Below are 19,740 nucleotides of genomic sequence, written 5' to 3'. Positions count from 1 at the left end.
TCGCACCCACTTGATTGTTGACGCGAGGTGACGCAGTGATCGCGACTGATTGCGTCGGGGCAGACGGCATGGAAACGAATGCGGAACCGGGGGCCGCCGAGAGGTTCGCAGCGAACCTGCGGATGCTTTGCGAGCGGCACGGCCCGATCACGTCGATCTGCCGGAAGATCGGGCTCAACCGGCAGCAGTTCAACAAATACCTGTCGGGAGTGCACGCCCCCTCTCCCCGCAACGCGCGCGCGATCGCGCACTTCTTTGGGCTGAGCCCTGCGATCATGCTCGCGGACCCCGACGAAGTCAGGACGCTCGTCGACGGCAACTACTTCGCCGTCTTAGAGCGTCTGCGAGGCTCGCCCCAGTTCAGCGCGTTCGTCGCCTCCGCGGTCCTCCACGGCAAGGATGCGCCGGCGGGGATCGCGGGCGTCTACGACCGCTACCAGTACTCGTCCATCTACAGGGGAGCGGTCCTGCGCTCCTCCTTCTGCGTCTACCGGAACCACGAGTTCTACCAGCACGCCTACGTCGAGAGGTTCCCCAGCCTGGAGGACGCGGGCAAGGCGGAATACGTCTTCAAGTATCACGGCTTCTCGTTCCCCGTCGCGGGGAAAGTCTTCTGCTTCGACTTCGAGAGCGTCCAGCAGAACGAGATCACGACGGCCGTTTTCACTCCCGTGCAGCGAAGCAAGACGAGATTCCTGTTCGGAATCGCGACGGGCGTCGCCGCCACCATGTCCCGCGAACCGTTCGCCACGAAAGTCGCCCTGCACTACCGGCACCCGGGATTGATCGGGCGGGAGGACTTGAAGCGCTTGACCACCCTCGCCCCCGCCGACCCCTCGATCCCGAGGGAGGTCCTGCACTACCTCGGCGACGGCGCCGACATGCTGATCGCCCGCTGACAGGAATTGAGCCCAGGAGATAGACGATGAAGTTCGCGCACGTGGCACTCTGGACGCGGGACCTGGACGGGGCCGCCGAATTCTGGCGCCGCTACTTCGAGGCCGAAGTCGGGAGCGACTACAGAAGCACTCGCCGGCCGGGCTTCGTCTCACGCTTTGCCAAGCTGCCCGGCAGCGAAGTCGAGGTAGAACTGATGACGGCGCCCTGGCTCGAAGCCCGCGTCGGCGGCGAGGCTATCGGTTGGGATCACGTCGCCGTCTCGCTCGGCAGCCGGGAGGCGGTCGACTCGCTCGCCGCTCGCTGCGAGGCCGAGGACGCCCTCGCGTCGAAGCCGCGCATGACGGGAGACGGATTCTACGAAGCGGTGCTGCGCATGCCCGACGGGACGCTCGTCGAGATCACTTCGTAGCCTCCATCGCCGCGCAGACCGACGCCGGTCGCGCCGACCCCGCACCTGCTAGGAGAACCTCGCCGGAGAGTACGGCGCGGGGTCGATTGCCGGGCGCTCCCCGGCAACGAGCTGGGCCAGGAGCTGCCCGCTCGCCGGGGCGGCGGTCAGGCCGGAGTGGCCGTGGCCGAAGCACGCGAAGAGCCCCGGCTTCCCGTGGACCTCCCCGATGGCGGGCAGGCCGTCCGGGATCGACGGTCTGTGGCCCATCCAGTACGCCTGTTCCTCGAAGGCAAGGTCGGGGAACAGGCGCTTCGCCTGGGTCACGAGGATCTTCGCGCGGGCGAGCGTGGGCGGCGCGTCGAGGCCGGCGATCTCGACCGTCCCCGAGACCCGCAAGCCGTCCGACATCGAGCTGACGCCGAAGTAACGCGTCTTGTTCAGGATCGGCATGCCCAACCGCACCGACGGGTTGCGCAGCATGACGTGGTAGCCCCGCTCCGTTTCGAGGGGGATCGCCACCCCGAGGGGGGCGAGGAGGCGTCCCGACCAAGCACCCGCGGCTACGACAAGCGCGTCCCCGCAGTGGCTTCCTAAGTTCGTCATCACCGACCAGCGTCCGTCTTCGGCCCGCCATGCCCTCATGACCCGCTCCCTGAGGAGCGTGCCCTCGCCCTCCCGCAGGAACGCCTCCGCGAGCGAGTTGACCAGTCCGTGCGGATCCACGGTGTGGCCGTTTCCGGGTACGAGGAGGCCGTGCGAGACGTCGCGGGAGATTCCGGGGAAGTACTGCCGGACCCGGTCGGCCCCCAGCATCTCCGACTCGATCCCGAGGTGCGTCCGGACCTCGTCCTCGAGGCCTCGGGCGGGAGGAGCCTTCATGCCCTCCCAGAGGTAGACCTGGCCGTCGCGCCTCGTGAGGCGGGACATGGCGTCGTGCCCGACGTTGTCGAGCCAGCCCTCGAAGGTCGACCGGTGCAGTGCCCTCAAGGCCTCCGCCGCGTGGAAGACCTGCCGCCGCGTTCCGGACTTGAGGTAGCGCCACAGCCACGGCAGCGCCTGCGGCAGGTAGCGGGCCTTGACCGTCAGCGGGCCGAGGGGGTCGGCCAGCCAGCCCGGCACCTTCCATATCATGCCCGGCTGGAACGTCGGGATAGCGGTGTCCGCCACCAGCATTCCCGAGTTGCCGTAGGATGCGCCAGCGCCGGGCGCGCTCTCCTCGATCACCGTGACGGCGAAGCCCCGCCGCTGCAGCTGGATCGCCGCGCTCAGACCCACCGCGCCGGCGCCCACGACGAGCACCCGCCGCGCTTCCATTACGCTCGTCATCGCCGGTCGCCTCACTCGCCACGCCGGCGCGAGAGCCGCTCGGCTGCGATCACGAAGGCGGTGATCAGGAGGAGGAGCACGACCGAGACCGCTGCCAGCGTCGGGCTGACCTTGAGCAGCGCGTCGTCCCACATCTGCTTCGGAAGCGTGCCGAACAGGCCTCCCGTGACGAACAGCGCGATCGTGAGCTCGTCGAAGGAGGTCACGAAGGCGAACAGGTAGGCGGCGATCAGCCCGTTCCCTATGAGCGGCAGCGTGACCCGCCTCAGGGTCGCGGCCCGGCGCGCGCCCAGCGTCGCGGCCGCCTGCTCAAGGCGCCAGTCGTGGTGCTTCAGGACGGCCATCACGGTGATGGTGACGTAGGGCACGGAGAGCACCGCGTGTCCGATGACGAGGCCGAGCGTGGTCCCGACGAGCCCGAGTTGGGCGAAGAGGTAGAACAGCCCGACGGCGGTGACGATCCGGGGTACGATCAGCGGCGCCAGGATGAGGGCGAGGACGGCGGACTTGCCGGGCAGCTCGAAGCGCGTCATCGCGAAGGCCGCCGGCGTGCCAATGACGACCGCGAGCGCTGCCGAGAGGCCGGCGATGACGAAGGAGCGCGCCGCGGCGCCGAGCCACTGCGGGGAGTCCGCGATGGCGGCGTACCACTTGGTCGAGAACAGTGCCGGCGGCCACTCAATGAAGGAGCCCGTCGAGAACGACACCGGCACCAGGAACAGGGCCGGGCCGGCGAGGAATGCCAGCACCAGGACCCTCGTCGCCCACCCGATCGAGGCCGGCCCACGGTTGAGGCCTGCCGACCGCAGCGCCGAGCCTGCGGCGTCCGAGGCGCGGCCGGCGGCGGAGAGCACCGCCTTCGAGAAGCGCGTCGAGCGGCTTCCCGGACCCGAGCGCGCGGACTCCCCGCCAGCCAGCGTCGACATGCCGACGAGCCGATCGTAGGCGAAGAAGATGATGATCGTGGCCGCGATGAGGAGCGCAGAGATCGCTCCCCCGAAGCCCCAGTTCATCATGTCCTGGATCTGCTGGATGATGAGTTGGCCGACCATGGTCTGCTTGGGGGAACCGAGTAGGGCCGGGGTGATGAAGAACCCCAGCGCGGAGATGAACACGAGCAGGCCGGCCGCCGCCACCCCGGCGAAGGAGAGCGGGAAGTAGACGCGCCAAAAAGTCGAGCCTCCCCGCGCCCCCAGCGTCGAGGCCGCCCGCTCCAGGTCGCGGTTGATCTTCTCAAGGACCGGCACCAGCGTGAGGATCGCCAGCGGCATCAGCGCGTGGACCATCCCGACCAGCACACCTGCGAGGTTGTAGATGAGGTCGAGCGGCGCGCCGGTGACGCCCAGCCGCTGGAGGACGTCGTTGACGACGCCGTTGCGGCCGAGCAGCACGATCCAGGCGAAGGTCCGGACGAGGAAGCTCGTCCAGAACGGCAGCAGCACCCAGAGCATCAGACGCGCCCGGCTCCGGGGCTCCGCGCGAGCGATCGCGTAGGCGACGGGATAGCCGGCGACTAGCGAGACCACCGTCGTCCAGAAGGCGATCTGGAGGGTGGTCCACAGCACGGACGCGTAGACCGGCGAGGCGAACAGGCGGGCGTACTGCGCGAGGCTGACCTGGCCGGCGGAATCGGCGAGGCTCAACGCGAGGAGCTTGACCACGGGATAGACGAAGAAGCCGCCGAGCAGGAGCGCGGTCGGCACCAATAGCGCCCAGCCGCGCAGATCGGGTAGCCTTGTTCCGCCCGCGCCGGGCCGGTTCGGCGAGGTGAGGTTTGTCGCAACCGTCATGGCGTCCCGCCTCAAGCTGCGTGCGCGGGCAGGACGATGCCGGCGTCGGCGTCCCATCCGACGCGCACGGCCTGCCCCTCGCCCACCTGGCAGTCGCCGGCCGTGAGGAGGAGGGCGACGAGGTGGCCACCGCCCGCAGGCTCGATCGAGACCCGGGTGAGAGCGCCGAGCATGACCGTCTCTCGCACGGTGCCTGCGAGCTCGTTGTCGGCCCTCTGCCCATCGCCGATGAGGCGCAGGCGCTCGGGCCGGACCGCCAGGAGTGCGGGGCCCGACGAGGGGCTGACCTCGAGGGCCTGGCCGACAAGGTCCGCGCCAGCGGCGGTCGACACCGAGCGGAGCTGCCCGGAATCCCGGCCCACGGTGACAGGCAGCAGGTTGGACTCGCCGATGAAGTTGGCGGCAAAGGACGTGCGCGGCCTGAAGTAGAGGTCGCTCGGCGTGCCGATCTGCTCGATGCGGGCGTTGTTCATGAGGCAGATGCGATCGGACAGACCCATCGCCTCGTCCTGGTCGTGCGTGACATAGAGGACCGTGATCCCGAGCTCGCGGTGCAGCCGGCGGATCTCGTCCTGCATGTGCTCCCGCAATTTCTTGTCGAGCGCGCCCAGCGGCTCGTCCATCAGGATGATCGAAGGGCGGTAGACCATGGCCCGCGCCAGCGCGACGCGCTGCTGCTGCCCGCCCGAGAGGCGTGACGGCAGCCGGTCGCCCAGTTGCCCGAGTTTCACGAGGTCGAGCGTCCTGCGCACCCGCTCCTCGATTTCCGGCTTCGGGCACTTCCGCATCTCAAGGGGGAACGCGATGTTCTCGGCGACCGTGAGGTGCGGGAAGAGCGCGTAGCTCTGGAACACCATGCCGATGTCGCGGTCGTAGCTCGGCAGGTTCGTCGCCGGCCTCCCGTCGATCATGACCTGCCCAGAGGTCGGCAGGATGAGGCCCGCGACGATCATCAGCAGCGTCGTCTTGCCCGAGCCGGAGGGCCCGAGCAGCGTGACGAACTCGCCTTCCGCCAGGTCGAAGGTCGCGCCTTCCAGCGCGACCACCTGGGCGTAGCGCTTGCCGGCCTCGCGGACGGCTAGCTTGATCGGCCTGCCTGAGCTCGCCGCGCTCATCCGAGGAGCCAGGCGTTGAAGCGCTCCTGGACGGCGTCCTGCGCGCCGGCCCAGTACTTCGTGTCGATCTGGACGGCGCTGCGGATGTTCTCGGGCGAGGTGGGCAGGGTCTTGGCCCGCTCCGCGTCGATGAACTTGTAGGCGTCCGGGTGGACGGGACCGTAGGACAGGTGCTGGGTGTAGGCGGCCTGCCGCTGGGGATCGCGGGTGAAGGCGATGAACTCGCGCACCAGGTCGGCCTTCGGGCCGCCCTTGATGACGCAGAAGCCCTCGGTTCCCAGCAGTCCCTGGTTGAAGACGATCTTAGCCGGCGCGCCCTCGTCGATGACCGTCTGCGCGCGGGCGTTCCACGTCGGGCAGAGGTCCACCTCGCGCGTCTTGAGCAGCTGGGAGGTCTGCGCGCCGCCTGTCCACCAGATCTGCACGTCCCTCTTCAGCCGGTCGAGGCTCTTGAAGGCGCGGTCCAGGTCGAGCGGGTAGAGCTTGTCGGCGGGGACGCCGTCGGCGAGCAGTGCCTGTTCGAGGGTGTCCTGAGGCGCTTTGCGAAGCGACCTGCGGCCGGGGAAGTCCTTGACGTTCCAGAAGTCGGCCCAGGAGCCGGGAGCAGTCTTTCCGGAGAAGGCGTCGGTCCGGTACCCGAAGATCGTCTGGAGGGCGAGGACGGGCATGAAGCTCGGGGTGACGAACTTCTCCGGTATGCCCCCCGCCGACGCCCCGTGGTTCTCCAGCAGCGGTCCGGACTTCGAGCCCATCAGCACGTCGTGCGACATCTGGTTCAGCAGGGCGCCGTCCCAGACGTAGTTCTTCGTCTCGACCATGCTTCGGATGTAGGCGATCGGGTCGTGCTGCCCGACCACGCCGACGACCTCGATGCCGGTCGCCTTCTTGAACGGGTCGTAGAACGCGAGTGTGAAGCCGGGCGTGTACGGCCCGCCGGGATCACGGACCACGATCCGCCGGCCTTCCTGCGCCCTGAGCCCCCAAACGGCCGGCGCGAACACTGCTCCGGCGCCCACGACGGCGGTTCCGAGGAAGCGGCGGCGCGACGGGCCTTGGCCTAAATCGATCTTGCTCATGTATCCCCTCCATCGGGCGTAAACGCCTCTGGCTCCAGTTGTTGACATGTCAGATTTGACATGTCAATCGACCGACTTCCATCAATGGAGCGGACATATGTCGATCAAGAGAAGCGGCACCAACAAGCGCCTGAGCAAGCTCGTCGTCCATCGCGGACTCGCCTACCTTGCCGGACAGGTGGCAGACGATCTCGGGGCAGACGTCTCGGTCCAGACCCGGGAGACCTTGGCAAAGATCGACGCCCTCCTCACCGAGGCCGGAACCGACAAGACGCGGATACTCTCTGCGCAGGTGTGGCTCGCCTCGATGGAGGATGCTCCCAAGATGAATGAGATTTGGGAGGCCTGGATGCCGGAGGGTGAGGCCCCGGCGCGGGCAACCGTGGGGGCGCCTCTCGCGACGCCGCGCCACCTCGTCGAGATCAAGGTCGTCGCCGCGGTCGACTAGGACCGCGAAGCCGCGGGGGCTCAGGCCCTCGCGGCGGAGACGTGCGCCGCGCCGCGCAGGGTCCGATGCCCCGTGATCAGTTCGGGCGCAGCCGCGAACACGCCCATGACGCGGTCTTGGCTGCGCTTGATGCCGTCGAGCGTCGTTTGGTGGGCGGCGGCGCGGTCTCCCGCCACCAACGCGTCGATCATGGGCCCGTGCCCGTGCGACCAGTCGTCCGACAGCTCCCGCTCGCTCGCGCTCAAGTAGAGCACGCGCAGCGACTCGTCGTGGAGCCTCTCCACCGAGCGCGCCAGCCTCGGGCTTCCGCAGGCTGCGGCGATCGTGACGTGGAAGTCTCGGTTGGCGAGCAGGAAACGGCGCTTGGCCGCCACGTCCGTGACGCGATACGGCGCCGCGCAGGCCTTGTTGAGGCGCCTGAGCTTAGTCTCCGAAACGTTTCCGGCCGCCCTCGCGGCAGATTCGGGCTCGACTATCTCGCGCATCGTGAAGATGTCGATCACGTCCTCGATCGTCATCGGCGTCACAATGTGGCCGCTGCGGGGGACGCTCTTCACCCACCCGTCCTGGCCAAGCCGCGACAGAGCGTGCCGCACCGGCGCCTTCCCGACGGCGTAGCGCGCCGCGAGGTAGCCCTCCGAAAGCTCTGTTCCTGGCGGGAGCTCGCAGGAGATGATCGCCAGCTTCAGGGTCTCGTACAGGTAGTCCTTGAGCTGCCCTTCTGTCGCCTCTTGCAATGCCGGCCCCGCAGTTGAGCGCCTGACAACCAGAGTCTTGACATGTCAGGCCGAGCGGCAAACTAGCCGAACGGCATCGCTTTGGGAAGCGGCGAGCGCGACAGCAGCAGTCCTCCACCGCGTGGTCGGTATTGGCTCAGCTAGATACTCGAAATGAGTCGCCCGTCCACGCGGAGCGTCGAGCCGGTGATGTAGGACGCTCGGCTGCTCGCGAGGAACGCGACCGCGTCGGCGTACTCCTCAGGCCGGCCGTAGCGTCCGGCCGGAATGGAACCCACGCTCTCGCTCACGATGTCCTCGACGCCTCTGTTCTCGCGTTTCGCTTTCGCCTCGTCCAGGGCCTGGATCCTACGGGTGGCAATCCGGCCCGGTAGGATGATGTTGGACGTGATGCCATCCCGGGCGACCTCGCGGGCCAGTGTCTTAGACCAGCCGACGAGCGAAGGCGCAACGCGTTCGAGATGCCGAGATTGGGTATGGGGGCCACGACGCCGGACGAGGTGCTGGTGATGATCCGGCCCCACTTTGCCTCGCGCATTCCGGGAAGCAACCGGTCTGTCGTGGTGATCAAGGAGAGCACCATCGCCTCGAAATGCTTTTGCCAGAGAGCCGATGCCTGGCCCGCGACTGGAGTGGGAGGCGGGCCGCCCGTGTTGTTGACCAGGACCTCGACAGCTCCAAGGCGCGACTCGATGGCCGAGCATCGGTCTTCGGCCCCCGCGATGTCGGCGAGGTCCCACTCGAATGCCTCGGCAGTCCCGCCGTTGCCCGATGATGAACCAGATGGTCTGGGCGATCGTGATGACCTCGCTCGGCGTCGTCGTCGGCTTGAACAGCGATCTAACGGGCGTGACGCAGGACCTAAACACCAAGACCTTCCGCACGTTCGAGTACTTCGCGATCGCGGCGGTCATCTACTACGGCCTGACGAAGATCGTGACCTCCGCCGCCCGCCTCATGGCCTGGCGCCTCTTCCGGTACTAGGGGTCACGCAGGTCGATGTCCTTCGGCTCATTCCACACGGCCCTGACCGCCGGCGACCTGCTGTACATGCTGCAGGGCGCTCTGGTCACGCTGTCGATAACATTCTTGGCGGTACTCGGCGGCACGGTCCCGGGGTCGCGCTCGGACTGGTCAGGGCTGTCGCCCCAGTGGTGGGTCAACGGCCCCGTCGGCGCCGTCCTCGACGTCTTCCGGTCCGTGCCGCTCCTCATCCAGTTCGTCCTCGCGAACTCGTTCAAATCGATTATCGGCCTCGACCTGTCGGTGTTCGCGGTGGGGTGCATCGTACTGGCAGTGTACAAGAGCGCTTACTGCACCGAGATCGTGCGCGCGGGCGTGCTCGCGGTGCCGGTCACCACGCGCCGGGCCGCGCGCTCCCTTGGGATGAGCTGGCACCAGGACCTCTTGTACATCGTGGCGCCGGCGGCGCTGCGGGTCGTGCTGCCGAGCTGGATCGGGCTGACGCTAGGCGTCATGAAGGATTCCGCGCTCGTCCTGTGGATCGGCATCATCGAGCTGCTGCGCGCGTCGCAGAGCGTCATCACCCGCATCCAGGAGCCCCTCTTCGTCCTCTCGGTGACGGGCTGATCTACTTCCTGAGGAGCTTCCCGATCGCGCGGCTGGCGAGCCGACTGGAAAAGAAATGGCGCGAGAATGATTGAGATCGAAGACGTCCATAAGTCTTTCGGCCCGCTCGACGTGATCAAAGGCGTGACGATGACCATCGCCAAGGGCGAAGTGGTCTCGATCATCGGAGGGTCTGGCTCCGGGAAGTCCACGTTGCTGATGTCCATCAACGGGCTGGAGCCGATCGATTCAGGCCGTATCCTCGTCGACGGCACGGTGGTGCACGACAAGGGCACCAACCTCAACCGGCTGCGGCGCAGGATCGGGATCGTCTTCCAGCAGTGGAACGCGTTCCCCCATTTCACTGTGCTTGAGAACGTCATGATCGCCCCCCGGAAAGTCCTGGGGAAAACGAGGGCCGAAGCGGAAGCGATTGCGGTCAAGAAGCTCGGCAGGGTCGGGCTCTCCGACAAGCTCGAGTCCTACCCGTCCCGGCTCTCCGGAGGCCAGCAGCAGCGCATGGCGATTGCGAGGGCACTCGCGATGTCGCCGGGCTACATGCTGTTCGACGAGGTGACGTCCGCGCTCGACCCCCCACTCGTCGGAGAGGTGCTGGACACGATGAGGCTCCTGTCGTCCGAGGGCATGACCATGGTCGTCGTCACGCACGAGATGACCTTCGCAAGGGAGGTTCGGACCGCGTCGCCTTATTCCACCACGGCAAGATCCCCGAGATCGGCCCACCAAAGCAGATATTCGCCGAACCCGAGAAGGCGGAGACCGCGGCGTTTCTCAGGGCCAGCCTTCAGCGGGAACTCGCCTGAACCGATCCGGCCCATCCTTGCAGCCCACCTCGGAGCAGTTCCGTCGAGGAAGCGACCACGAACCCACTCCGACGTTGGTTGCAAGAGGCTTTTGGCATCGGCGCCGAACGGTGATCGACTTTCTGCTCGGGTAAATAATCTCCGACGATCGGGTGCGACGACCTCGGAAGCTCGATCACGTCCGCCGCAATGGAGCGGTCACATTGAAGTTCAGCGGGGACGGATTTTAGCCTAGCATCCGCTTCCCTGTGAAAGCCAGTCCTTTCCGATTTGAAAAACGACCGTCGCACATGAAGTCACCCAGAAAGCGAGCCGCCGCGCTGCAGGTTCCCGTTCACCGGGCGCCGGAGGAAGGCGAAACCGAAACGTCCGGCTCCTCGATCGGCAATCGTATAGCGAAGGCCAGGCGGATGCGTGGCTGGACGCTGACGCAGCTGTCCCAGGCGAGCGGAGTGGCGATCGGGACGCTATCCAAAGTCGAGAACGGCAAAAGCGGAGCCTCGTTCGACACGGTCTCGCGTGTCGCCTCCGCGCTCCGGCTGCAATTCGACGACGTGCTGGCCCCGACTGGAAAGAAGTTCGCCAGCGGCCGCCGGTCGGTCACGAAGGCGGGAGAGGGCATCCGCTTCGGGTTCCGCAGCTACAACTACGAGATTCCGTGCAATGACTTGATCAGCAAGGCGATGATCCCGCTGCTAATGACCATAAAGACGCGCGAGGTGCTGCCGGCCGACCAGTGGGCGAGCCACCCCGGGGAGGAGTACATTCACGTCATCGCAGGCGCGATCGAGCTCTACACGGAAGTCTACGGCCCGGTCCGCCTCGAGAAGGGCGACAGCGCCTATATCGACAGCCTCATGCCCCACGCCTTCGTCAATGTCGGGAAGGGCGACGCGCGCATGCTGTCGATCTGTCTCTCCGGCTCGCTGCGCGAGCTCTTCGGCGAAGCTGAAGTCGTTGACCGCGCCGCTCGGCAGCAGCGGCCGGGAGCGTGACCGGATAATTCCGCATGCAGTGCATCGCATAAATTTCGTTATCGAAAATATATTGCCGACATCGAAAATATCAGGATACTCTCCCTGTACGGGAGGGCACCGATGCGCGTCGCGCTGGCTAGTTTCGAATTCGAGGGCAACACACTCTCGTCCCAGGTCCACCGACGGGCCGAGTTTGCGCGCAAAGTCCTTGCGGAAGGGGACGACATCCTCCCGGCGATCGAGGGCCGCGACCTGGCTGTCGCCGGAGCATGGGAGGCTCTGCGGAAAGAGGGCCTCGACGTCGTCCCGGTGCTCGTTGCCCATGGCGGGTCGGGCGGCATCGTCGAGGGTGCGTTCTATCGCGAGACTTTTGACAAGATTGTAGCAGGCGTCCTCAGCCAGCCGGTCGATGGCGTCTTCCTGGCCCTGCACGGCGCCATGATCTGCGAGGGCGAGAACGACCCCGAGGGCGCGCTGATTGCGGCGCTCCGTGAGGTGCTCGGGCCGGGAGTGCCGATCGCGGCGAGCCTCGACCTGCACGCGCATGTCACGCCGCGAATGGCCGACAATGCCGATATCCTCGTCGGCTACGAGACCTACCCACATATCGACGCGTACGGCACGGGACGGCGCGCGGCGGAGCTGCTCGCGGCGACCATGCACGGCCGCATCCGGCCGGTGACGCGCCTCAAGCGGATCGACGCGCTGCTGCCGGTGGCTGGGGGCTCGACCAACGGCACCGCACCAATGGCTGAGGTCAGGCGCCTCGCCCGGCTGGCCGAGAGCGGCGGGCGGGCTCTCTCCGCCAGCTACTTCCCTGTCCAGCCATGGCTCGACATCGACGACCTCGGCATCGCGGGCGTCGCCGTCTCGGACGGCGACGAGGACGCGGCGGACGCCGTCGCCAAGGAGATGGTCCTCGCGATGTGGGACAGGCGCCGGGACTTCGAGATTCCCTGCCGGTCGCCCGACGACGCGATCCGGGAGGCCGTGCGACGGCCCGGCCGGGTCCTGATCTCGGATGCGCCCGACTGCGTCGGTGGCGGAGCCCCGGGCGACGCCCCCGCCGTGCTGGCAGCCCTGCTGCACGCCGGCCTCGAGGTGGAGGCGGCGGTGCTCGTCGTCGACCCGGATGTCGCGGCCAGGGCGTTCGCGCTCGGAATTGGCCAGTTGATCCGCGTCAATGTGGGCTCCGCGCTCGACCCTCGGTTCCACCCGCCGGCCGAGGTGGACGGCGTCGTCGAGAGCCTGCACGATGGCCGCTTCACCTATTCCGGCGGCATAAGCGCAGGCACGCCCGGCAATATGGGCCCGACCGCGGTCATCCGCGCGGGGAAGCTCCGGGTCGTCGTGCCGACTTACGCGACCTACGAGTACGGCGACGAGCAGTACCGCGCCGCGGGCGTCGATATCGGCGATTGCAGGATCGCCGTGCTGAAGAACCCGATGAACTTCCGCACGCTGCTCGACGAGCGGACCTCTTGGATCATGGTCGGCGGGGCAGGCCCCACGACGCCCGACCTCGCAAGCATCGAGTGGCGCGTCAAGAAGCGCCCGTTCTGGCCCTGCGACGACCAGGACAACCCCGTCTTCATGGAGCCCCGCCGTGACAACTGAACAGCTGCTCTCGTGGCCAGCGCCTTCCCGCTCCCGTGGCCGGGAGCCGGCCGACCCGCGCTTCGCCGACGGAACGGCCTGGATCGACGGCAAACTCGTGCCGGTTGCCGAGGCGACGCTCCCGCTGCTCGACTGGGGCTTCCTGCGGTCCGACGCGTGCCAGGAGACCATCTCCGCCTGGGACGGCCTGCTCTTCAGGCTCGACGACCATCTGGACCGGTTCTGGCGCTCGCTCGAACGGCTGCGAATGGCGTCGCCGCTGAGCCGGGAGGAGGTTCGCGGCGTGGTCCACTCGCTGATCGCCGCCGCCGGCTACGACAACGCCTATGTCCAGATCATCATGACACGAGGCCGGCCGCCCATCGGCAGCCGGGACATCCGCCTCTGCGCCAACCGTTTCCAGGCCTTCTGCATCCCGTATGTGTGGATCGCGACGCCCGAAGTGCAGCAGCGCGGCCTGCACGTCCATGTCGGCAGCCGCCACCGCGTGCCGGCGGCGTCCGTCGATCCGATGGTCAAGCACTACCATTGGCTCGATTTCGAACTCGGACTCCTCGAGGCGTTCGACAACGGGGCCGAGACCGTCGTGCTGACCGACGGGCACGGCAACGTCCTTGAAGGCCCCGGCTTCAACATCTTCGTCCGCCAGGGCGACAGGCTGCTCACGCCGCGGACAGGCATGCTAGACGGCATGACGCGCCGGACGGTGATGGAAATCTGCGCGGATGCCGGGATTCAGGTCGAGGAGACCGATGTCCCGGTCGAGGCGCTGCTCGCCGCCGACGAGGCCTTTCTGACCACCACGGCGGGCGGGGTCCTCCCCGTGACCTCGGTCGGAGGGAGGGCGATCCGCAACGGCCCCGGCCCCTTCACCGCCCAGATCCACGCCGCCTACTGGCAGCGCCGAGCCGATGGCTGGCACGGCGAGCCCGTCGACTACGCCGCCGCTTCCGCCATCCTCGCCGCAGAGTAGGACCTCCAATGCTCAACAGACGCACCTTCCTCGGCGCGGCCGGCGCCGCCGCGATCGCCCGCCCTGCGATCGCCCAGAACGCGGCCGCGAGGACGCTGAAGTTCATTCCCGAGTCCAATCTCGCCATCCTCGATCCGATCGTGACGACGGCCGCGGTCTCGACGACGCACGGCTACTGCGTGTTCGACACGCTGTTCGGCGTCGACGAGCAGTTGCGGCCCCAGCCCCAGATGGCGTCCGGGGCCAAGGTCTTCGACGAGGGCAAGACGTACGAGATCACGCTGCGCGACGGGCTCAAGTTTCACGACGGCGAGCCTGTCCGGGCGCGCGACTGCGTGGCGAGCCTCAAGCGCTGGAGCCGGCGGGACAGCTTCGGCCAGGCATTGGGCGCGGTCGTGGACGAATGGCAGGCGGTCGACGACAAGACGATCCGCATTCGCCTGAAGCGGGCGTTCCCCCAGTTCCTCCGCGCAATCGGAAAGCCGCACTCCTCTGCCGCGTTCATCATGCCGGAGCGGATCGCGAACTCGGACCCGATGACGCCGGTGACCGAGATCGTGGGCTCGGGACCGTTCCGCTTCTCGGCGCGCGAGTTCGTCGCCGGGTCGCGGATGGTCTATGAGAAGTTCGAGGGCTATGTGCCGCGCGACGAGCCCGCCAACTGGACGGCCGGTGGCAAGCGGGTCAATTTCGACCGGGTCGAGTGGCACGTCATCCCGGACGCTGCGACGGCGGCTGGCGCGCTGCAGCGCGGCGAGGTCGACTGGTGGGAGCGCCCCCTCCCGGACCTCCTTCCGACGCTCGCCTCGAAGGACATCACCGTCAGGGCGCTCGACCCCTACGGACTGATCCTCGGGATGCGCTTCAACCACATGAACGCGCCCTTCAACAATGCCGCGCTGCGGCGGGCGATCCTCGCGGCCGTCAACCAGGACGACTATCTGCAGACGGTCACGGCCGGAGACGCGGGCGGCTACCGTGCGTGCCGCGCGATGTTCCCCTGCGGCCTGCCGGGCGTGAACGAACTGGGCACCGACCTGATGAAGCAGCCGCCGGACCTGACAGCCGCCCGTGCCGCGATCGAGGCCTCGGGCTACAAGGGCGAGAAGATCGTCCTGCTCCACGCCGCCGACCACCCGATGATCGCGCCTCTCGGCGATGTCACCGCGGACCTGCTGAAGAAGCTCGGCCTGAACGTCGACGTGCAAACGATGGACTGGGGCACCGTCGTCCAACGCCGCACGTCGAAGGAACCGTTGGACCGCGGCGGCTGGAGCATTTTCCACACGACCTGGCCTGGCTCGTCCGTCACGAATCCGGCGGAGAACCTCTACATTCGAGGAGCTGGCCCATCGGGTTGGTTCGGCTGGCATGACAGCCCGGAAATGGAGAGCCTCACCGCGCAGTGGCTTGAAAGCACGGATGCTTCGCAGTCGCAAAAGCTGCTGGACGACATCCAGCAGAGCGCCTTCAAGACCGTTCCTGTCGTCCCGCTCGGCCAGGTCATTCCCAAGACTGCTCATCGCAGCAACATCCAGGGCATTCTAACGGCCTCTTCATCGTTATTCTGGAACGTGCGCCGCGCTTGAGGCAATTGCTCAGCTTTCAGGACGCCAACTCTCGCTGGGGCCATCAGCAACAACGTAAGCCCTCTGGTCTAGGGCGTTATGTAATTAAGTCGGGTCATACCCTGAGCTTGCGAAGAAATTGGCGCATTCCTGCGCGGTGACGTTTTGCAGGATGTCCTTGAGGGCACCGATGATGTCAGCGAGCGAGCGTGGCTTTGACTCGCGTAGCCAGTGTTTGATCTTGGAGAAGAATTTTCGATCGGGTTCAGGTCGGGGGAAGATTTGGGCAGGAAGAGCAGCTTTGCTCCTGCTTTGCGGATGGCCCGACGCACGCCTTGCCTTTATGGGAGCCGAGATTGTCCATGACGACAATGTCGCCTGGCTTCAGTGTCGGCACCAATTCGGCCTCGACATAGGCCTGGAAACTGGCGCCATTGATCGGACCATCCAGGACCCAGGGGTCCTCCACCTGTCATAGCGCAAGGCCGCGATGAAGGTCTGGGTCTGCCAATGACCATGCGGGACAGTGGTCTCGAACCGCTCGTGATCTGAGCCCTGAAAACTGGATCGCTTTGAGCTAGAGTTTTCTGCGTCGTTTCCCTTGGGCTGGGAGGAGCGGAAGACGATGAAGGATTCGAAGTTCTCGGACGCGCAGAAGGCATTCATCCTGAAGCAGGGCGCGGATGGGATTCCGGTGGCGGAGATCTGCCGGCGGGCCGGGATCAGCCAGGCGACCTACTTCAACTGGAAGAAGAAGTACGACGGGCTGCTGCCGGCCGAGATGCGCCGGTTGAAGCAGCTTGAGGACGAGAACGCGAAGCTGCGCAAGCTCGTCGCCGATCTCGCACTGGACCCTGAGATGCTCCAGTGACGTGATCCGCCGAAAGCTCTGAGCGACTGTCTTTCGCGTCAAGCGTTTTGCCATGGCGTCGCGCTCCGGATGATCGCGTTGAGGATGGTGAGGAGGCGCCGCATACAAGCGACGAGGGCGACTTTCTTCGGACGCCCTCGTGCCAGCCGCTGATATTGATCTTTGAGAACGGGGTTCCAGCGCACGCCGACGAGAGCAGCCATGAACAGCGTTCGCCGTACGGTGGGGCGCCCGCCGGCTATCGCACGATGGCCGCGCCAGGTGCCACTGTCGCGGTTGACGGGCGCTACGCCGACAAGGGAGGCGATGCTTCGCCGATCGAGGCGCCCGAGTTCTGGAAGATCAGCAATCAGCGTACGAGCTGTGACGCTGCCGACGCTTGGAACGGACAGAAGAAGGTCATCCGCGGCACGCCAGATAGGCGAGGCGCGAACCGTATTGTCGATGTCGTGATCGAGAGCGGCAAGTTGCGCCTCAAGCATTTTGAGCGTTGCCCTCAGACTCTTCTGGATAAGCGGAGTGTGCGCCTGGCGTAGGCGGTTGCCTTCCATGCCGATCATCTCGACCAGTTGACGCCGCCTCGCGACCAGATCCGCAAGTGCTTGTGCATCTGGCCCAGGCAAGTGGCGCGCTTCCGGGCGGATGCGCTCAGCAAACAACGCGATAACCTCGGCATCGAGCGCATCGGTCTTCGCCAACCGCCCGGTAGCACGAGCAAAATCCCGAATCTGACGCGGATTAACAACGGCGAGCGGTAGATCGGCAGCGGCAATTGCGGCTGATACCGTGAGTTCATATCCTCCGGTCGCTTCGATCACGATGAGGCCTACGGATCGGCAGCGAAGGGCTGTCAGCAGTTTGTCCAAGCCTTTGCCGTTACGGGCGACCGCGAACGCGTCGCCAGACGGCAAAACATGGACATCGAGACGATCCTTCGAGACATCGATGGCGACGAAGCTCGGCGGCGCTGGAGGTTGTTCCATGACCCGTCCTTGCAAATCCGGGCTCGCACTGCGGCCCAAGCGACTGTTCGGGCTCCTCTGGAACCGACGGGCGGGGCCCCATGCTCAGAGGCGGGCTCAATCACCCAAGGCCTGTACGGGCTCCCTTCCGTCGACAGCTTCCCCGGCTCAGAGCCGGTCGGCAACCGTGAGATACAAGGCCTGGTCGCAAGCGCGAGCTTGTCGGCGCGATGTGTGGCGAATGGCAGGTGTCGATCCGGCGGGCCTGTGCGGTCCTTGAGTTCGACACCTGACCTGAGACCCTGATCTTCCTCCAGATTTGAGTAGAGTCCGTCACTCACGGAGACGGACGATGCGCCCCTCACGGTTCACGGAAGAGCAGATCATCGGGATGCTGAAGGAGCAGGAGGCTGGAGCTGCGACGGCTGACGTCTGCCGCAAGCACGGCATCTCCTCGGCGACCTTCTACAAGTTCAAGGCGAAGTATGGCGGGATGGACGTGTCGGATGCGCGTCGGCTGAAGACCCTCGAGGATGAGAATGCCCGCCTCAAGAAGCTGCTGGCCGAGCAGATGCTCGATAACGCGATCCTGAAGGACGTCGCCGCAAAAAAATGGTGACGCCCGACGCGAAGCGGAAGGCGGTGGCTCATGCCTGCACGGTGCATGCGGTGAGCCAGCGTCGGGCGTGCCTGGCCTTGACGATCGACCGCTCGACGGTGCGCTACACGAGCACCCGGCCGGACGATGACCTGTTGCGCGAGGCGATGAAGGCCGTGGCGGCGGAGCGCCGGCGGTTCGGCTATCGCCGGATCCACATCATGCTGGACCGTCAGGGCATCGTGATGAACCAGAAGAAGCTGCGGCGGCTCTATCGCGAGGAGAAGTTGCAGGTGCGCCGGCGTGGTGGCCGCAAACGGGCATTGGGCACGCGCAGGCCCATGCTCGTGCCGGATCGGGCCAATGCGCGCTGGAGCCTCGATTTTCTGTCCGACACGATCTCGGACGGTCGCCGCTTCAGAGTGCTCGCCATCGTCGACGACTACACGCGCGAGTGCCTGGCGCTCGTCGCCGACACTTCGCTCTCGGGCCTGCGCGTGGCTCGGGAACTGGATGGTGTCATTCGCCTGCGCGGCCGGCCGGGGACGATCGTGTCCGACAACGGCACCGAGTTCACCTCGATGGCGATCCTGCGCTGGTGCCAGGAGACCGGCGTCGAGTGGCACTACATCGCCCCCGGCAAGCCGACACAGAACGCCTTCGTCGAAAGCTTCAACGGGCGCTTTCGGGACGAGTGCCTCAACGACACGCTGTTCTCGACGCTCGTCGAGGCCCGCAGCGCCATCAGCTCATGGAAGGAGGACTACAACCGGAACCGACCCCACTCGGCCCTCGGCAACATCACGCCCGCCGAGTTTGCCCTCAAATCCACGCTGGAAAAACAGGCCGCCTGAGGCCAGAAATGAAACCCAGGACTCTCCCTCAGACCGGAGGAGAAAAGGGTCTCAGGTCACACCTCAAGCTACCACTACAAATCGTGCCGGCCCGACCAGGCCCCCTTGGCAGCCCGGATCAAGGCTATCTGCGAGACCCGTGTTCGCTACGGCTATCGCCGTGCTGCTGCGACGCGAGGGCTGGCATGTTAATCAGAAGCGGATTCGAAGGATCTACCATGTGTTAGGCTTGCAACTCCGGAACAAGACGCCCAAGCGCCGGGTCAAGGCGAAGCTGCGCGAGGATCGCGCGCCGGCGACACGGCCCAACGATGTCTGGGCGATGGATTTCGTCCATGACCAACTTGCTACGGGTCGCAATCCGAATCCTGACGGTGGTCGACACCTTCTCGCGCTTCTCGCCGGCGATCGATCCCCGCTTCAGCTACCGGGCCGAGGACGTCGTCGCCACGCTCGAAAGGGTCTGCGCGAAACTGGGCTAACCGAAGACGATCCGGGTCGATCAGGGCTCCGAATTCGTCAGCCGCGATCTCGATCTGTGGGCCTATGCCAAGGGCGTCACGCTCGACTTCTCGCGGCCAGGCAAGCCGACGGACAATGCCTTCATCGATGCGTTCAACGGCCGCTTCCGCAGTGAGTGCCTGAATACCCACTGGTTCCTGACGCTTGCGGATGCGGAGGAAAAGATGGAGACTTGGCTCAGATACTACAACGAGGATCGGCTGCACGGGGCCATCGGCAACAAGCCTCCGATCCTGCTGCAAAATCCCGGCGGAGCACCCAGCCTACCGCCGTGATCAAGGCCGGAAACTCCAGCCTCCGGCGGTCCAGCAAACGGTCTCGGATCAAAAACCCCACGCCACTCCCTCAGACCGGAGGAGAAATGGGTCTCAGGTCACAATCCTTCGCGAGATGGCCAAGTCCAACGACGTCCGGAACGGAGGCAATTTGAAGTCCCATCCCGCTGTGATTTTCGCAATGAGCGGGTGGGTAGTCCTGATTTCTCGATCGGGATCCGTTGTAGCCACGTGGTAGCTTTAGCTTTTTACATGATCTTTCAGAAGCTCTAATGTCTTTGAGTGGTTCATGCCCTTAACAAGCAGCATCATGACTGAAGCGGAGGCGACAGCGGGAACAATATGTC

At 66.0% G+C, this 19,740-nt stretch carries 13 protein-coding genes and 8 pseudogenes; 13 read left to right on the top strand and 8 right to left on the bottom strand.

What is annotated here, in order from left to right:
• The first annotated feature begins 68 nt into the window (after positions 1-68).
• Both FHT98_RS25680 and FHT98_RS25675 read left to right on the top strand, forming a co-directional pair.
• Positions 69-899, top strand: coding sequence for a helix-turn-helix domain-containing protein (locus tag FHT98_RS25680; protein WP_142115963.1), 831 nt, complete (start codon positions 69-71; stop codon positions 897-899).
• Positions 900-925: 26 nt separating this feature from the next.
• The gene (locus FHT98_RS25675; protein ID WP_142115962.1) at positions 926-1,309 is read left to right on the top strand and encodes a VOC family protein; all 384 of its coding nucleotides are present in this window, start codon (positions 926-928) and stop codon (positions 1,307-1,309) included.
• Positions 1,310-1,357: 48 nt separating this feature from the next.
• Here the strand turns inward: FHT98_RS25675 and FHT98_RS25670 are convergent, their stop codons facing one another.
• From FHT98_RS25670 to FHT98_RS25655, 4 genes are read right to left on the bottom strand one after another with little or no spacing between them, the layout of a single operon-like run.
• Positions 1,358-2,617, bottom strand: coding sequence for an NAD(P)/FAD-dependent oxidoreductase (locus FHT98_RS25670; RefSeq protein ID WP_142115961.1), 1,260 nt, complete (start codon positions 2,615-2,617; stop codon positions 1,358-1,360).
• Between the two features lie 11 nt (positions 2,618-2,628).
• On the bottom strand, positions 2,629-4,407 hold the full coding sequence (locus FHT98_RS25665) for an ABC transporter permease subunit (RefSeq protein ID WP_142115960.1): 1,779 nt from the start codon (positions 4,405-4,407) through the stop codon (positions 2,629-2,631).
• Between the two features lie 11 nt (positions 4,408-4,418).
• A complete protein-coding gene (locus tag FHT98_RS25660) occupies positions 4,419-5,522 on the bottom strand; it encodes an ABC transporter ATP-binding protein (RefSeq protein ID WP_142115959.1) in 1,104 nt (367 codons plus the stop codon).
• On the bottom strand, positions 5,519-6,598 hold the full coding sequence (locus FHT98_RS25655; protein WP_142115958.1) for an ABC transporter substrate-binding protein: 1,080 nt from the start codon (positions 6,596-6,598) through the stop codon (positions 5,519-5,521). Before FHT98_RS25655 ends, FHT98_RS25660 begins: the two co-directional genes overlap by 4 nt.
• A gap of 97 nt (positions 6,599-6,695) precedes the next feature.
• Here FHT98_RS25655 and FHT98_RS25650 point away from each other — a divergent pair, with 97 nt between their 5' ends.
• On the top strand, positions 6,696-7,046 hold the full coding sequence (locus FHT98_RS25650) for a RidA family protein (RefSeq protein ID WP_142115957.1): 351 nt from the start codon (positions 6,696-6,698) through the stop codon (positions 7,044-7,046).
• Between the two features lie 20 nt (positions 7,047-7,066).
• Here the strand turns inward: FHT98_RS25650 and FHT98_RS25645 are convergent, their stop codons facing one another.
• Both FHT98_RS25645 and FHT98_RS25640 read right to left on the bottom strand, forming a co-directional pair.
• Positions 7,067-7,783 carry a GntR family transcriptional regulator gene (locus FHT98_RS25645; RefSeq protein WP_142115956.1) on the bottom strand — a complete coding sequence of 239 codons (717 nt, stop codon included), beginning with the start codon at positions 7,781-7,783 and terminating at the stop codon, positions 7,067-7,069.
• Between the two features lie 140 nt (positions 7,784-7,923).
• Positions 7,924-8,573 (bottom strand): annotated as a pseudogene (locus FHT98_RS25640) (SDR family oxidoreductase); the annotation flags it as partial.
• Between FHT98_RS25640 and FHT98_RS25635 the strand changes: the two are divergent.
• The 7 genes and pseudogenes from FHT98_RS25635 to FHT98_RS25605 form a co-directional block, all read left to right on the top strand.
• Positions 8,552-8,767 (top strand): annotated as a pseudogene (locus tag FHT98_RS25635) (amino acid ABC transporter permease); the annotation flags it as partial. The pseudogenes FHT98_RS25640 and FHT98_RS25635 overlap by 22 nt on opposite strands.
• Positions 8,768-8,782: 15 nt before the next feature.
• Positions 8,783-9,447, top strand: a pseudogene (locus FHT98_RS25630) (amino acid ABC transporter permease).
• Positions 9,440-10,176: pseudogene (locus tag FHT98_RS25625) on the top strand (amino acid ABC transporter ATP-binding protein). The pseudogenes FHT98_RS25630 and FHT98_RS25625 overlap by 8 nt, the downstream one beginning before the upstream one ends.
• Positions 10,177-10,466: 290 nt before the next feature.
• Positions 10,467-11,171, top strand: coding sequence for a helix-turn-helix domain-containing protein (locus FHT98_RS25620; RefSeq protein WP_142115955.1), 705 nt, complete (start codon positions 10,467-10,469; stop codon positions 11,169-11,171).
• 102 nt (positions 11,172-11,273) lie between these two features.
• Positions 11,274-12,770, top strand: a complete 1,497-nt coding sequence (locus FHT98_RS25615; RefSeq protein ID WP_142115954.1) for a M81 family metallopeptidase — start codon at positions 11,274-11,276, stop codon at positions 12,768-12,770.
• Entirely contained in the window at positions 12,760-13,743 is a 984-nt protein-coding gene (locus tag FHT98_RS25610) for an aminotransferase class IV (protein ID WP_142115953.1), read from the top strand. The genes FHT98_RS25615 and FHT98_RS25610 overlap by 11 nt, the downstream gene beginning before the upstream one ends.
• Before the next feature lie 8 nt (positions 13,744-13,751).
• Complete coding sequence (locus tag FHT98_RS25605) at positions 13,752-15,332, top strand: ABC transporter substrate-binding protein (RefSeq protein WP_142115952.1); 1,581 nt, start codon at positions 13,752-13,754, stop codon at positions 15,330-15,332.
• 84 nt (positions 15,333-15,416) lie between these two features.
• Here the strand turns inward: FHT98_RS25605 and FHT98_RS26545 are convergent.
• A pseudogene (locus FHT98_RS26545) lies at positions 15,417-15,836 on the bottom strand (transposase); the annotation flags it as partial.
• A gap of 100 nt (positions 15,837-15,936) precedes the next feature.
• On the opposite strand from FHT98_RS26545, the pseudogene FHT98_RS25595 reads away from it, so the two are divergent.
• A pseudogene (locus tag FHT98_RS25595) lies at positions 15,937-16,198 on the top strand (transposase); the annotation flags it as partial.
• Between the two features lie 22 nt (positions 16,199-16,220).
• Here FHT98_RS25595 and FHT98_RS25590 read toward each other — a convergent pair.
• Positions 16,221-17,165 (bottom strand): IS110 family RNA-guided transposase, encoded by a 945-nt coding sequence (locus tag FHT98_RS25590; RefSeq protein ID WP_142115950.1) that lies wholly within the window; start codon positions 17,163-17,165, stop codon positions 16,221-16,223.
• A 331-nt stretch (positions 17,166-17,496) separates the two neighbouring features.
• Here FHT98_RS25590 and FHT98_RS25585 point away from each other — a divergent pair.
• Positions 17,497-18,563: pseudogene (locus FHT98_RS25585) on the top strand (IS3 family transposase); the annotation flags it as partial.
• A gap of 96 nt (positions 18,564-18,659) precedes the next feature.
• Positions 18,660-19,393, top strand: a pseudogene (locus tag FHT98_RS25580) (IS3 family transposase); the annotation flags it as partial.
• Between the last annotated feature and the right edge of the window lie 347 nt (positions 19,394-19,740).

It is taken from the genome of Allobosea sp. AK1, from assembly GCF_006714945.1.
Lineage (GTDB): Bacteria > Pseudomonadota > Alphaproteobacteria > Rhizobiales > Beijerinckiaceae > Allobosea > Allobosea robiniae.
This window is presented reverse-complemented; position numbering and strand designations above follow the sequence as displayed.